Annotated in this window: 11 protein-coding genes; 5 read left to right on the forward strand and 6 right to left on the reverse strand. The window is 51.3% G+C overall.

Going from position 1 to position 14,339, the window contains the following annotated elements:
* The first annotated feature begins 27 nt into the window (after positions 1 to 27).
* The gene (locus tag NST43_RS28115; RefSeq protein WP_339220624.1) at positions 28 to 2,487 is read left to right on the forward strand and encodes an O-antigen ligase family protein; all 2,460 of its coding nucleotides are present in this window, start codon (positions 28 to 30) and stop codon (positions 2,485 to 2,487) included.
* A 121-nt stretch (positions 2,488 to 2,608) separates the two neighbouring features.
* On the opposite strand, the gene galU is transcribed toward NST43_RS28115, so the two are convergent.
* Positions 2,609 to 3,496 carry a UTP--glucose-1-phosphate uridylyltransferase GalU gene (gene galU / locus NST43_RS28120; RefSeq protein WP_339220626.1) on the reverse strand — a complete coding sequence of 296 codons (888 nt, stop codon included), beginning with the start codon at positions 3,494 to 3,496 and terminating at the stop codon, positions 2,609 to 2,611.
* Positions 3,497 to 3,684: 188 nt separating this feature from the next.
* On the opposite strand from galU, the gene NST43_RS28125 reads away from it, so the two are divergent.
* A complete protein-coding gene (locus NST43_RS28125) occupies positions 3,685 to 4,518 on the forward strand; it encodes a hypothetical protein (protein WP_339220628.1) in 834 nt (277 codons plus the stop codon).
* 191 nt (positions 4,519 to 4,709) lie between these two features.
* Here the strand turns inward: NST43_RS28125 and NST43_RS28130 are convergent, their stop codons facing one another.
* The gene (locus NST43_RS28130; RefSeq protein WP_339220630.1) at positions 4,710 to 7,262 is read right to left on the reverse strand and encodes a DUF3656 domain-containing protein; all 2,553 of its coding nucleotides are present in this window, start codon (positions 7,260 to 7,262) and stop codon (positions 4,710 to 4,712) included.
* A gap of 268 nt (positions 7,263 to 7,530) precedes the next feature.
* Between NST43_RS28130 and rfbA the strand changes: the two genes are divergently transcribed.
* Both rfbA and rfbC read left to right on the forward strand, forming a co-directional pair.
* Positions 7,531 to 8,409, forward strand: coding sequence for a glucose-1-phosphate thymidylyltransferase RfbA (rfbA, locus tag NST43_RS28135; RefSeq protein WP_339220632.1), 879 nt, complete (start codon positions 7,531 to 7,533; stop codon positions 8,407 to 8,409).
* A 21-nt stretch (positions 8,410 to 8,430) separates the two neighbouring features.
* On the forward strand, positions 8,431 to 8,985 hold the full coding sequence (rfbC, locus tag NST43_RS28140) for a dTDP-4-dehydrorhamnose 3,5-epimerase (RefSeq protein ID WP_339220634.1): 555 nt from the start codon (positions 8,431 to 8,433) through the stop codon (positions 8,983 to 8,985).
* Between the two features lie 105 nt (positions 8,986 to 9,090).
* On the opposite strand, the gene NST43_RS28145 is transcribed toward rfbC, so the two are convergent.
* The 4 genes from NST43_RS28145 to gmd all read right to left on the reverse strand — a co-directional run bounded on the left by NST43_RS28145 (position 9,091) and on the right by gmd (position 13,899).
* The gene (locus NST43_RS28145) at positions 9,091 to 11,055 is read right to left on the reverse strand and encodes a stalk domain-containing protein (protein WP_339220635.1); all 1,965 of its coding nucleotides are present in this window, start codon (positions 11,053 to 11,055) and stop codon (positions 9,091 to 9,093) included.
* Positions 11,036 to 12,217, reverse strand: coding sequence for a trypsin-like peptidase domain-containing protein (locus NST43_RS28150; RefSeq protein ID WP_339220637.1), 1,182 nt, complete (start codon positions 12,215 to 12,217; stop codon positions 11,036 to 11,038). The genes NST43_RS28145 and NST43_RS28150 overlap by 20 nt, the downstream gene beginning before the upstream one ends.
* Before the next feature lie 136 nt (positions 12,218 to 12,353).
* Positions 12,354 to 12,563, reverse strand: a complete 210-nt coding sequence (locus tag NST43_RS28155) for a hypothetical protein (protein WP_209988697.1) — start codon at positions 12,561 to 12,563, stop codon at positions 12,354 to 12,356.
* 346 nt (positions 12,564 to 12,909) lie between these two features.
* A complete protein-coding gene (gene gmd / locus NST43_RS28160; protein WP_339220639.1) occupies positions 12,910 to 13,899 on the reverse strand; it encodes a GDP-mannose 4,6-dehydratase in 990 nt (329 codons plus the stop codon).
* Positions 13,900 to 14,038: 139 nt separating this feature from the next.
* On the opposite strand from gmd, the gene NST43_RS28165 reads away from it, so the two are divergent.
* Complete coding sequence (locus NST43_RS28165) at positions 14,039 to 14,278, forward strand: DUF3977 family protein (protein WP_339220641.1); 240 nt, start codon at positions 14,039 to 14,041, stop codon at positions 14,276 to 14,278.
* The last annotated feature ends 61 nt before the right edge of the window (positions 14,279 to 14,339 follow it).

Raw genomic sequence — 14,339 nt, forward strand, 5'->3', positions numbered from 1 at the left:
TACCTACAGATAAAGGAGATTATAAACGTGTCGAAACCAGTATACGGTAAAAATGCGGTTCAGTCGAGAAATGTTGAAAAGATATCCAGTTACATATGGGCGTTAGCAATTGGGTTCATTGTTTTTTTGGTCTGGGCCCCGTTTCAAGTGGGATTATTTAATGGGCAGCAGATTGACTTTGAGAAGCCAATTTATATGTCCTCGCTGCTTAGCAGCCTGTTGCTGCTGGTGTGGATAGGCCTATACTTCACCAAGTTCAGGCTGGAGGGACAGCTTGATGCGCTTGCCGTGGCCTCGTTGTTATTACCTGCTACCTACGCGTTGTCGCTTATTGGCGCTGCTTCGCATTATATGGCGATGAATCTGCTGTTTGTACAGAGCATGTATGTCGCAATATTCATTATAGCGTTATATTTGCTCCAGCAAAAGCAACTAAATGTTGTCATTCAATATGCTATTCTGGCGATTGCTTATTTCATCGTCGGTTTCGGTCTGCTGAACTGGCTTGGCAGTTGGAAATTCGCCGGGGGGCTGGTAGGCTGGTTCTCCAATACGGTGCGTGATAGTAAATACTTGGATGCAGTTATGACGGACTCTAACGGGCTGCGTCTGACCTCCATTTTCCAGTATGCCAATACTTATGCAGCCTTCCTTATGGCCTTCCTGTTCGTAGCGGTTTATGCGCTGGTCCGCTCCAAAAAGTGGTACGGCACACTGACGCACACCTTCATGCTGGTGCCGATTATTGTATCTCTTTTGCTGACCTTGTCCCGTGGGGGACTTGTCATGCTGCCTGTAGTGTTCATTCTGCTCCTGTTGTTCCTAAAGCCTGCTCAGCAGATTCTCTGGATTATGCACCTTGCGATCTCTGGCCTTGCGGCTCTGCTGGTTACGAGCCCGCTGACTACTCTTGGAACAGAGCTCAATGCTACTTATAACTCAGCAGCAGCACTTAAGGCCTGGGCCTATCTGATCGGAGCCTCGACAGTGGTTGCTGCTCTGGGATGGTTGATTCAACGTTATGTTGCACCGTGGCTGCATGGGAAGCTAGGGAGCTCGGGCACCCGTAAATTCACAGGACTATGGATTCCTCTCGGCTCAGTTGTAGCTGTGGCTATCGTTGCTTTCCTGCTGATTGGGACTAGCGTCCGCAGTGTATTGCCGGATAACATCGAGACACGGCTGGAGAACATTAACTTTAAACAGCATAGTGTACTCGAACGGTTCACTTTCTACAAGGATGCCATGAAGGTAGTGAAGGACTATCCGATTCTCGGATCAGGCGGCGGCGGTTGGGCTTCCTTATATGAAGAGTACCAGAACAATCCTTATATAAGCCGTCAGGTTCATAACTTCTTCTTGCAGTATTTGATCGAAGTCGGGATTGTCGGGTTCATTGTATTTATGGGCTTTATCGGATATATTTTCTACAAATACATCCGTGCCTACCTGAAGCGTGACAAGGATGAGTTCCATAACGGGTTTTTCTTCTATATTATTGCGCTGTCAATTCTAATACACAGTCTACTGGACTTTAACATGAGTTATGCGTTCATGGGGATTATGGTGTTCATCGGTTTAGCTGGTATGGGCGCTGTAATGGATAACAAACCGCTCCGCCAGAGCTGGAATAAAGCCGGAATTCGGATGGGGTACATGGCTGTACTGGCCATCGGGACGATATTCCTGTTATTCCTGTCGATTAGCTACATCGGGTCCAGCAATGCTGCGCTCAAGGGCAAAAACTTAGTCTCCGTGAGTACTTCCTATGAAGAGATCAAAACTCCTTTGGTCAAAGCATTAGATGCCCGTCCATACCATCCTGAAGCAGCATTATACTTGTCCACTCTTGACATGCAGGTATTCAAGCAAACTCAAGATGAGCAGTATCTGGCTGAAGCATCCAGTGTGTTGACACGTGCTCTGAAAGATGAGCCTTATAACAAAAATCTTTTGGCTCAATTGGGCAGTTATTACGATCTGAAGGGTCAACCTGATATGGCACTGGCAGTATACAGTGACAATGCCTACAAGTTCAACTGGGATATCACGTGGTATGAGTCATTGATTAACCGTGCTCAGACGCTTGCTGCGGCAGCTAATGAGCAGAAGGATGAGGCCAAGAAACAGGAATACATTGCAACCGGTCTGTCCGCATACAAACACGTGGTGGATGGTGTGGAGCATTTGAAGACTCTACCGCCTGAGCAGATGCAAGGACGTCCATTCTCAGTAACTCCTACCATTGCATTGAATACGGGCAAGCTACAGGTCATCTCAGGACAAAATGATGTAGCTACTGCTACCTTGAAGCTTGGTTTAAGCGACGACTACAGTGATACCACTAACCGTGAGGTAGCCCGTTGGTACTTAGCAGCACTGAAGAAAGCAGGAGCAGCAGCCGATCAGCCGGTCTATGATAAGCTGGTTGCCGCTGATCCGGCTGAGGCCGCAGCCATTGAGGCTGTTGTGAATACTCAGTACTGATCGCAATAACAGAACAGATATACAAAAAAGCGGCTTCCTGTCTGAGTACAGTGAGCCGCTTTTTTATGATGATTTAAGGGGAATTGGATAAGAATACGTATGAAGATACGCTATAGTATCCTTATCTGCTTAACAGTCTCTCCTCATTCTCAATAACTTCCTTCAGATACTCCAACAGCCCTTCCTTAAGCTCTTCATGCTGAAGTGCATAGTGAATGCTTGTCTGGATAAAACCCATCTTCTCGCCGACATCATGCCGCCTGCCTTCGAAGTCATAAGCTATAATCCGCTCCACTTCGCTCAAGCGGGAAATCGCATCTGTAAGCTGAATCTCGCCGCCTACACCTACCTGCTGCTCACCCAGCATATCGAAGATACGCGGAGTCAGGATATACCGTCCCAGGATCGCAAGGTTGGACGGAGCTTCCTCACGCTTCGGCTTTTCTACAAGCCGGTTGGCTTTATAGACACGTTCTGCTAATTCAGATCCATCTACTACCCCGTAACGGGAAACATCCTCCCAAGGGACGGGTTGAACGCCGACGATGGAAGATCTGTACTGCTCGTACACTTCAATCATCTGCTTCAGGCAGGGCTTGTTCGACTCCACGATGTCATCTCCCAGCAGCACGGCGAAAGGTTCATTGCCGATGAACTTTCGAGCGCACCAGATGGCATGTCCAAGGCCGCGCGGTTCTTTTTGACGAATGTAGTGGATGTCGGCCATCTCGGAGGATTTGCGTACCGACTCCAGCAGCTCCCACTTCTGCTTCTCTGCCAAATTGAATTCCAATTCGAATGAATTATCGAAATGGTCTTCAATTGCACGCTTGCCTTTACCTGTCACAATAATAATATCTTCGATTCCGGAAGCAACCGCTTCTTCCACAATATATTGAATCGTTGGTTTGTCTACAATAGGCAGCATTTCCTTGGGCATCGCTTTTGTCGCAGGCAGGAAACGGGTTCCCAGACCGGCGGCAGGAATAATCGCTTTACGGATCTTCATCTCATGGCTCCTTTAACAGATATACTCATAATCTCAATTATAGCAGTTACTGCTGCTTTTGGGCAGTATACTGAGGCAGGGACAAACAGGGACGAAGGTCTCTGGGTGAACACCCGGCGTTGACGTTCCCATTGGATGTTGATATAACAGCACTATACAGGCACTTCCATTCGAAGAGGAGGGTATCCATGTTAGACTTATCCAGTCCGGTATGGCAACAGCTTCACGGCCCTTTCGGCCCGGCTGAAGCGGTCCCCGGGTTACTGCAGCAGTTGCAGAAGGAGTATAGCACCGAGGTTAAAGATGAGCTGTACTGGGAGCACCTGTTCCATCAGGACACGATCTACAGTAGCACCTATGCCTCGTTGCCATATTTGTCGGAGCTCGCCAGGCAGTCGAATGATCCCGAAGTAAAATTGGATATCTACGTGACTTGCGGAATCTTCGTAGCAAATCAACGGACAGTGAACAGCGGACAGCTTCCTGCTGAATTTGCTCACCAGAACCCGCCGCTTGCTGAGGAATTTGTACGGGGGATTTATACAACCTACCTCATTGCTGTTGAACATCTGGGCAAGCTATCAGAAGAAATCTTCCGCTATGCAGAAGCGGCTCAAAAGGATGATCAGGAGAAGCGATACATCCTCGCTGCGGATGCTTCTTACCGGGGAGATCGGGCAGTAGCAGGTATATTGTTGACCTATTCTGAAGGCGATGAATACATGGTCGGATGCCCGAGCTGTTATGAGGAAATGTACATTTGGCCGAATGAGAACAGCCCCGGGATGACCGCCTATTCTGACGACCCGGTATTCAACGGCAAGGAGAATGGCCAAGCCGTTACGCCTTCCGCGCTTGGCAGCGTCAGTTCGGAAGACAGCCCGTTAGCACGCCTATGGCAAGCAGCTCATGCCATCAAGAACGGTCAGCTGATGGAGCAACTGCCTTATCTCACCGGAAAGGTGAACTGCCCGGCCTGTGGTGAAGCTCTGGACATCTGGCCGGAGCTGTTGCCGTTGTAAGAAAGAGCTGATGGGTAAAAGGTTTGGTTGGCCTGGATATTGTGGAGGATACAAAACAGGCCCGGAAGAATCGGGAGCCATCTGGTTGGATGCCCCCGGTAACTGCCGGGCCTGTTATTATGTCCTTAGCTGATTATGTGCGCGAAACGCGCGAAAACAAGTCCACCCTCAGGGGAATGGGTCTTATACACTTACTTCGCATTCACCAACTGCCCGCGCGTAACCCCAAGCTGGTTAGTGGCCTTCAGGCTTTTCCAGACCTGGGTGCCGGAGATTTCGCCACGCAGTGCGCGGCTGTAGAGGCTGATGACCTCTGCTACTTGCTCAGGTGTCTCCTCCAGGAACTCTACGCGGTAAGAAGATACGCCGAGCTCACGGAAGTGATTCAGGTATTCAGCGCCCGACTGCTCCACCGCATTATAGACGGTGTTCCGGCAGCCCTCGTCTACACGAACGGGATGGGACATGCCGATACGGTCCTGTAAGGATGCACGCTGCTCCTCGCAAGGGCGGCCACAGTTCGTGTAATCTGTGCCTTCACTCATGAAGGTGCAGTAGACACAGTGTTCTGTATGGAACATCGGCAGATGCTGGTGGATGACGACCTCCATGCGGGAGGTGTCGCTGTGCCCGAGCAGATCAACCATCTGCTGAATATTAAGGTCATACGACGGTGTCACCATGTCACAACCGGCGTCCAGGAACAGATCCACGGCTCTGTGATTGGCGATATTCAGTGAGAAATCGCCGATTAGCCGGGGATGCGCAGCCTCCGGGTGCTCCATACGGTGGCGCAGGTAATAATACAGCGCACCGGTGTTGCGCACCAGCACAGCATCCGGCTGCAGCCGCAGGATGTTGGCATGGTAGCCGTTCTCGTTCGGCATATGGATGCGCGGGGTGGCCAGCGCAATGCTGGCCCCAGCAGCCCGCACAGCGTCTACTGCCGCCGGGAACTGCTTGATGAACTCGAAATCGGCGTATATATTCGTTACGCCGGCTTCGAGCCCAGCCTGCACCTGCGGCAGGCTGCGGCACAGCGCGGTGAGCTCCGCTTCACCGCTGCCCGCCCCCGCGCCATCTCCTGCGGCGATGGCGCCAGCTGCGGCCCCCCTGCGGGTAGCGCCGCCATAGACCTCGACCTCCCGTTTCACATACACGGGAGGCTTAGGACGCTCGCCCGCAAGCAGCTCCACCGCCTGGCGGCGGATGCTGTTCAGCTCGCGCATGGGCACAATTACGTCGCCTTGCAGATGCGACTCCAGCGCTTCAAGCTGGAACAGGGTCCCGCCCAGGCGGCCGAATTGTTCTTCCAGCAGCGCGGTATCCATCGGACGCTTCTGCGCGGTATCCAGCGCCAGCTCCGAATCCACACGGACAGTGACGTTCTTCTGAACGTCTGTCCACCAGGTCGTCAGCTTCTCGCCTACGCTGCCCTGCACTCTCACATGAACCGGGAATACCCTGTAGGGCTTCTCGGTCTCGTAGGACTGGCGCAGCGCCTTGTCGAGCGCCGGGTCGTTCGTCTTCCAGATGCGGTCTCCCACATGCAGACGGCGCAGATCTACGTCACTGCGGCCGGGTACGATATCAATGATCCAGCCCTCACCGGCTTCGCCTTCCAGCTTGACACCCTTGCGTCGCAAATCGTAGATGCGGCCGCCTTCTTCCTGCTTCGTCGGATCTCCGGCGTCGAACACAATGCCGTCTCCACGTTTAAGCGGAGCATGAATGCGGCAGACCACGCCATCACGTAAAATCTGCTCCACGGTGCCCAGGTACACGCCCCGGCTCTTGGGGAAGGTGCCATCGACTAATTTCTTATTATTGGTGCCTTCAAGGAAACCGTTCGTGAACCCGCGTGAGAAGCTCTGTTGCAGCTCACGCATATCCTCCTTCGAGGTAGGCGTCCAGTTACCTTCAAAATACTTATCGATCGCCTTACGGTACTTACTGACCACATTAGCGACATACTCCGGGGTTTTGAGCCGGCCTTCGATTTTGAACGAGGTCACTCCGGCTTCAATCAGCTCCGGCATCAGGTCGATGGCAGCAAGATCCTTCGGAGACAGCAGGTAAGTCACATCGCCCATCGGCTTCACTTCACCGTCGATCATCAGATCATACGGCAGACGGCAGGCCTGGGCGCATTCCCCGCGGTTCGCCGAGCGTCCGCCCCACATTTCAGAGGTCAGACACTGGCCCGAGTAGGATACACAAAGCGCACCATGCACGAAGACCTCCATCGGCAGTCGGGCTTGCTCGCCAATCGTGCGGATTTGCTTCAGATTATTTTCACGGCCGAGGACTACGCGTTCCAGCCCCCATGGCTTTGTGAACTCCACCGCTTCCGGCGAGGTAATCGTCATCTGCGTAGAACCGTGAATCGGGAAGTCCGGAGAGATCTCGCGGATCATCTGCACCAGCCCCAGGTCCTGAACAATAACGGCATCCACACCCGCATCCACGCAGGCATCAATCAGTCCCTTGGCATCCGGCAGCTCATTCTCGAACACCAGTATATTAAAGGTCAGGAACCCCTTCACTCCATAGCTGTGCAGAAACGCCATAATCTCCGGCAGCTCGTCCATCCGGAAGTTGTTCGCTCTGGCCCGTGCATTGAATTTCTCTACGCCAAAAAAGACTGCATCCGCCCCGTTCGCCACCGCTGCACGCATGCAGTCCCAATCTCCCGCCGGAGCCAGTAGCTCTACGTCTTCTCTGCGTATTCCTTGCTCTTTCATTTATATCCTCCCAAACCGCCTGTTCAGCGGGTCATTTACAGCTTTTTAACTTATTAATTGTATCAAATATCACAGCTGTCTGCCAGTAAAATAGAAACACTTGGATTTTGCTTTCCCTAGGGATCTATCTTAAAATAGGCCAGGAGTTCCTACTTGAATAGACAAATGAAGAAGAACCAGCGTAAAATATGAATAGAAGAGAATAAATACGCAAAAGATCTCACGATTCCCAAAATTTATATGCAGCAAAAGGAGAGTTGAAACAGTTATGAAAGGCATAATTCTTGCGGGAGGAAGCGGCACCCGGCTATACCCTCTCACAATGGTAACCAGCAAACAATTACTGCCGGTCTATGATAAACCCATGATTTATTATCCTCTGTCCACATTAATGCTTGCAGGCATCCGAGAAATTCTTATCATCTCTACCGCCGAGGACACTCCACGGTTTGAGCATTTGCTCGGTGATGGCTCCCAATTCGGAATTTCACTGCAGTATATCGTCCAGCCGAGCCCGGATGGATTGGCACAAGCCTTCATTCTCGGCGAATCGTTTATCGGAGAAGACTCTGTAGCGATGATTCTCGGAGACAATATATATTACGGAAACGGTATGACCAAGATGTTGAAGCAAGCTGCCGATAAAACAAGCGGGGCGACCGTATTTGGCTACCATGTTCCCGATCCCGAACGTTTTGGCGTGGTGGAATTTGACGGAGACGGCAAGGTGCTCAGCATCGAAGAGAAACCGGAGCATCCAAAATCTAATTATGCGGTTACCGGCCTTTATTTTTATGACAACCGGGTAATTTCTATTGCTAAGGAAGTCAAGCCGTCACACCGTGGCGAGCTGGAAATCACTTCAATCAATGAAGCCTATCTGAAGCTGGATGAGCTGGATGTTGCCCTGCTTGGACGCGGGTTTACTTGGCTCGATACCGGAACCCACCAGAGTCTGGTGGATGCCACCAACTTCGTCAGAACGATTGAAGACCATCAAGGGATCAAAATCTCTGCACCCGAAGAAATTGCTTATGTTAATGGCTGGATCACCAAGGAACATCTCCTGGAATGCGGACATAAGCTGAGCAAGACCGGATACGGCCAATATTTAATTAAGGTCGCTACAGGTAAAATCCAATTTTAAACCATAGAAAGAGTGGATACGATGAAGTTTATCAAAACCCATCTGGAGGACGTTCTCGTCGTTGAACCGGCAGTCTTCGGGGACCACCGCGGCTGGTTCATGGAGACCTACAGCGAGGCTAAATTCCATGAACAAGAGCTCCGATATCAGTTCGTTCAGGACAATCAATCCTATTCCGCTGTAAAAGGCACTCTGCGCGGACTTCACTTCCAGCTAAACCCTAAGGCACAGACCAAGCTTGTACGTTGCACACGCGGTTCGATCTTTGATGTAGCTGTCGATATCCGTCAAGGCAGTCCTTCATATGGCAAGTGGTTTGGCATTGAACTGAACGCCGAGAACAAGAAACAGCTGCTCATCCCCAAAGGGTTCGCCCACGGCTTCATGACACTAACCGAGGATGTTGAAGTTCAATACAAATGCGATGAGCTATATGCGCCTGAATGTGACGGCGGTATTCTGTGGAATGACCCCGACATTGCCATTGAATGGCCGATGGATGTAATTCCTGTACTGTCTGCTAAGGATGAACAAGCGCCGCTGCTAAAGGATGTTACGCATAATTTTGTGTATTAACCAAATAAAAAATTTTAGTTTAATTCAGCAAAAAACGTCCCGGCTCTTAGTAGCCTGGGACGTTTTTTGCTGTTTTTCCACTTACTCAAGAAACTAATTACCCTCCTACTCCCCCACCCACCCAAACGACCCCAGCACCCGCTCCAGCACCGCCTGCTGACTCGCCGTGGCGTTGGCGGTGTTCAGCGTGATAGTGAGCGTATAGACCACCTCATTGCGGCTGAACACAATGATCTTCGTGCCCACGGGGATGCTGTTCTTGGTCTGTTCTACCGTGAGTATGGTGGCTGGCATACCGGCGAAGGCGGTTTCCACGATGCTTTTCACCTGTGGGCCCTTGGGATCTTGCTTGGTGTTCTGGTAATAGCTCTGCAGCTGGCTGACGGCATACTCCTGCGTGACCTCGGGGCTGGCATAGAGCTGGAACCGGCCGCCGGTGAAGCGGTATTCCACGCTCTGACTCTCAAACAGATCCTGAACCGGGCTCCACAGCCGCGGAATATCGAGCTTGTAGCCGTAGGTCTTGGAGGTCTTGGTGACCGACTTCTGGCTGAGCTGGGTATAATCCTCGGACGCCAGGCGTCCGAAGTTACTCTTCGTCTGGGCAAAATCAATATCGATCGAGTTCAGCACCTCTGTAAAGCGCGCCTGATCACCACTCTGCCCGGGCCCGGAAGCCGCAACATATTCAAAATAATAACGGTACCCGTTCTTCAGCAGCAAAATCTGATATTCGGTACTCCACCCGCTGCCCGGGTTAAGCCCGATCTCATTAATCAGCACCGGTTCACCGGAGACCTTGCCCGTTACGCTGTCCTTCAGGGTGTAGGCCTCAGCCACATAGGTGTCACGGAGCTGAGACAGCCGTTCCTGGTTCCAGCTTGCCAGCGTGGAGCCTGCAGGGGCGGAGCTTACTTTTACACGCAGATAACTCCCCTGTTTGCCCGTATAGTAGAGCTGCTGGTCATCCGCACTCCAGTCGGCAGGGACCTTAAGCGCAATTCCGTAGTCATCGTTGTATCCTTCGCGCAGCCCGTTGCGGATCGTAGAGAGGTCGCGGATCGTTCGGTCTGAGACGTCAAAAGAGGGCAGAAAAGAATTCAGCAGCGCTGCATATTTGCCCAGGTCCTTATAGTTGGCAGCATTGTCATCTGTCAGATAGATCTCATACAGCCTGCCTCCGGCATAATATTGCCTGCCCTCCCAGAGCGCGCCGCTCGAATCCTTGCTCACGGTCCGGGCGTAAGGAACCTTGGCCTTAGACACAGCCTCCCGGTCCAGCAGGATCTCCCCGCCCTCCTCCGAGGAGCGGACCAGATTCTCCAGCAGCCCTTCGGCATCAAGCGGAACGGCAAGCGGCGAAGCGTGCACCTCCAGATAATAACCGTTCTCTGCACTCGTAAAAGTCGCTACGCTCTCATTCCCTCCGCTGTCGCCTACCACAAGCCCTGGCGGATAGTTCATGCTCCACTCCAGATAACTGTTGCCGATCCGGGTTTTGCCGGCGTCACTGTCAATCCCGCTTTGCGCTTCAACGCCTACTACTGCTACCGGAGGGGATAACGTAACCAGTACCCTTCCGCCATCCGCCGGAGCCATCCGCGCACCCAGCACCCCAGCCACGAACCTCAGCGGCACCATCAGCACACCGGATACCATACGCGGCGGCGCGGCAAGCTTGATTTTGACGCCATCCTTCCAGGCAGTCGTGCTGCCTATTGTCATCGCCCCGGTATGCGGCCCGTACATAACCTTCACCACATCATCGCCTTGCAGAGAGACGGTGCTGCCGAAGGCTTTTTTGAAAATCCCCAGCGGGACCAGCAGTGTTCCATTCTCAGAAAAAGGCTTCGGAATCGTGACCGGCTTCCCGTTAACCGTCGCAGCTGTACTGCCCGCTTGAAGACTAAGCTGTAGCAGTGCCCCCTCCGCCGCCTGGGCCCTTCCCGCAGGAAAGAGACTGAGCAGCAACAATAGGACTACAATAACAGACAATCCGCGCCGTAGTTGTCCCGCCCTGCTGTCCGGTCCGGCTGTACCTGCCACCTCCTCACTCTGTCGTCTGATCATCGGTCTCCCCTTCCGTCTTAGCGGCGCTCACCAGAGGGTCTCCTTGTCCAAGGACAAGGCTTCTGGCCACGATATCGCCGTCACTCTGCATCAGCAGCTTGACCACTACCCCTGGCTTGTACTGTCTGAATAACTCATTAACATCGACAAGTGAGGTTACCCGGTGTCCGTCTATAGCGTACAGTGCATCTCCCGCCGTGATTCCTGCCTTGCGCGCTTCTGCGGTAAGCACCTTCGTCACCGTCAATGGCTCCTGCCCCGGTAGTCCGACAATCACGGGCCAGCTCTCCTCAAGCTCCACTCCAAGACTCGGACGCCGGACCTCTCCATATTGGAGCAGCTGATTCATGATGTACTTCACCGTATCTGCGGGAATCGAGAAGCCCATATTCTCCACACCCACAGCTGCGAACTTCATACTGTTGACCCCCAGAACCTCTCCCTTCATATTGACCAGCGGTCCTCCGCTGTTACCGGGATTAATGGCCGTATCGCTCTGAATCAGCCGGTACGCTGCATCCACCGAACGGTTGAGACCGCTGATCACGCCTACAGTGGCCGAATTTCTCAGGGAAAAGGAGATCGGCGTCCCGATCGCTATAACCTTCTCGCCTACCTGAAGATTCGCGGCGCTGCCTGCGAAGGTTGCGGGCTTTAGGGCTTTGGCTTTGATTTTGACCAGGGCAAGATCACTGATTTCATCCGAGTATGTATCTGTGATGTTATAGCTTGTTCCGTCTGAGGTGACCACGACCGCCTTCTCCAGCCCGGCCATCACATGGGCATTGGTAATGATCCATCCGTCTGCGCTGACGATAATCCCGGAGCCGTGGGTCAGATTGTAACGGTCATCCGGCCCGCCGGTTTCTCCGCCCGCTTTGCCGATAATGCCGACTACAGAAGGCGAGACTATACTTATGATTTGCGGAACCGGGTCTGCTGCTGCGGGCTGGCTCCATTGCCCCTTGCTCTCCTTTTGCGCCTTACCTGCTTGTCCGGCCTTCATTACGTTGACAGCCGCCCCTCTCTCAGCCGCTAATACTCCTGTCCCGCTGTAGACCGCCCCATGAACAACATCGGCTGGACTTACGAATCCCGACAATACCAACAGCATAGTGCCCAGCAGTACCACCCTGCCTCGGGCAGTTCCGCTCCTCCCCATTCCCATGGCTCTCCCCTTCTTTCCTGTGCGCGAAGCATATGAATTCTTATCTTTAAAAAAAGACGCCTTTAGGATCGCCGCTGGCGGTAAAGGTGTCTTTAGATGAGCTTGCATCTGAGGTTATGTGTGCCTTACTCTAGCTGAACCAGTTCACAATCATTGCATAATCGGAGACCACAAACACCAGCAGGCTCACCACTCCAAAACCGATGGCAAACTTGTTCTTCTGCGGAGCTCTAAGCAGCCGGACCACACCGATAAGTATCAGGATCGTGAATACAATCATAAACGCATCGAAGGTATGAAATTTAGACGGTTCTTGCGCGGCAGCTTCTGCAAGCAGCATGGCAATCCCTCCCTGAGAGTGTTGTCAAGCAAGTTTCTCTAATCCATATTACCTTCTATGTTATCGTTACCATTTCAGTCACGCAATAGAAATATTTTAAAAATGGCGTATTTGTCACAAAAAATATTCCTCATGGCTAAATCACGCCTCGGATTGGCGATATTTATCATTGACCGCCGTTGTATTTTTAATTTTCAAAGAGCCAATCCACCTCAATCCAGCCTACAGCTGCTGCTATCCATTCAACGCAAAAGCTTCTCATTGAATCTTACGGCAGACATGCTATAGATATGCCTGTTTGGACTTGGTGGACTTGGTGGGCTAGTTGGACCTCAATACCACGAAATCACACTATTTTAACACCTTTAATTAAATTTTCATTAATGAGCGCTAAATCGCTATCCACCATCATCTTGACCAATTGTTCAAATGTAACCTCCCGTTCCCAGCCTAGCTTTTCTTTAGCCTTGGAGCAATCGCCAAGCAGTAGATCCACTTCAGCAGGTCTAACAAATCTCTGATCAACCACAACATAATCTTTCCAATCCAGTCCTACATGAGTAAATGCGATATCTACAAGTTCTTCAATCGTATGTGTCTCCGCAGTCGAGATTACGAAATCATCCGCTTTATCCTGCTGAAGCATCAGCCACATCGCTTTAACATAATCCCCTGCAAAGCCCCAATCTCTTTTTGCATCCAGATTTCCCATCCGGAGTTCCGTTTGCAGACCCAGTTTTATTCTCGCCACAGCATCAGATACTTTGCGGGTTACAAATTCAATGCCACGACGTGGCGATTCATGATTGAACAAGATTCCAGAACAAGCAAACATGTTGTAGCTTTCTCTATAATTAACAGTAATCCAGTGACCATAAACTTTAGCTACACCATATGGACTTCGTGGATAAAATGGGGTCGTTTCTTTCTGTGGTGTTGCTAATACTTTACCAAACATTTCACTGCTTGAGGCTTGATAAAATTTCGCTTCCGGTTTAGTCAACCGCACAGCCTCGAGTAAATTGGTAACACCCATTCCAGTAGCCTGAGCAGTTGCAACGGGTTGAACCCAAGAGGTTGCTACGAAAGACTGTGCGGCCAGGTTATAGACTTCATCCGGATCTGAGATGCTCACCGCTCTCATCAGTGACCCCAGATCCAGCAAATCCCCTTCAATGAATTCGATTTCATTCTTTATATGTCCGATGTTATCCATAATTGGTATACTTGTTCTACGGCGCAAACCGAATACTTTATATCCTTTTGACAAGAGAAGCTCTGCTAAATAAGATCCATCTTGTCCTGTAATCCCTGTAATTAATGCATGCTTTGTCACTTCAAATCCCCCTTTTTCATAGGTAATAAGGCTTACTGATACCTATTAACAAAGCCTGCAGAATATGTCTAAGCCAGCCCTCCTCAGAATCCATCTCGGAAATCGGTACACATTATTTAGAAAGAGCGGTGACCCCTGCTTGAAATACATCGAATTCGGATTCGGAAACACATGGTGGGTGCGAACAGAGATTGAACAGCCGGATGGCACAGAGGTCGAAGTACAGGGGGTCGTCCGGCCAGTTATCTTCCGTTCCTTGTACATCCGGGTCTGGATCGGAAGAACCGTCTGGATTGCGGACTCACGGGAAGGGTTCAAACGGGGAGCTAAAACTACCCGCCGGTTTAAAATTATCTTCGGCATCCGCAGTGAGTTGTAGCGAAGAGCTGATAATGTAAATAAACTTGTGAAACATGCCGTGATATTAAAAACAACCCTTG

It is taken from the genome of Paenibacillus sp. FSL H8-0332 (genome assembly GCF_037963835.1).
GTDB classification, from domain to species: Bacteria; Bacillota; Bacilli; order Paenibacillales; family Paenibacillaceae; genus Paenibacillus_AQ; species Paenibacillus_AQ rhizoplanae.

Excerpts from the sequence above, each read along its gene's own strand:
- galU (WP_339220626.1), bottom strand. The coding sequence starts at position 3,496 with ATGAAGATCCGTAAAGCGATTATTCCTGCCGCCGGTCTGGGAACCCGT.
- NST43_RS28125 (WP_339220628.1), top strand. The coding sequence starts at position 3,685 with ATGTTAGACTTATCCAGTCCGGTATGGCAACAGCTTCACGGCCCTTTC.
- NST43_RS28130 (WP_339220630.1), bottom strand. The coding sequence starts at position 7,262 with ATGAAAGAGCAAGGAATACGCAGAGAAGACGTAGAGCTACTGGCTCCG.
- rfbA (WP_339220632.1), top strand. The coding sequence starts at position 7,531 with ATGAAAGGCATAATTCTTGCGGGAGGAAGCGGCACCCGGCTATACCCT.
- rfbC (WP_339220634.1), top strand. The coding sequence starts at position 8,431 with ATGAAGTTTATCAAAACCCATCTGGAGGACGTTCTCGTCGTTGAACCG.
- NST43_RS28145 (WP_339220635.1), bottom strand. The coding sequence starts at position 11,055 with ATGATCAGACGACAGAGTGAGGAGGTGGCAGGTACAGCCGGACCGGAC.
- NST43_RS28150 (WP_339220637.1), bottom strand. The coding sequence starts at position 12,217 with ATGGGGAGGAGCGGAACTGCCCGAGGCAGGGTGGTACTGCTGGGCACT.
- NST43_RS28155 (WP_209988697.1), bottom strand. The coding sequence starts at position 12,563 with ATGCTGCTTGCAGAAGCTGCCGCGCAAGAACCGTCTAAATTTCATACC.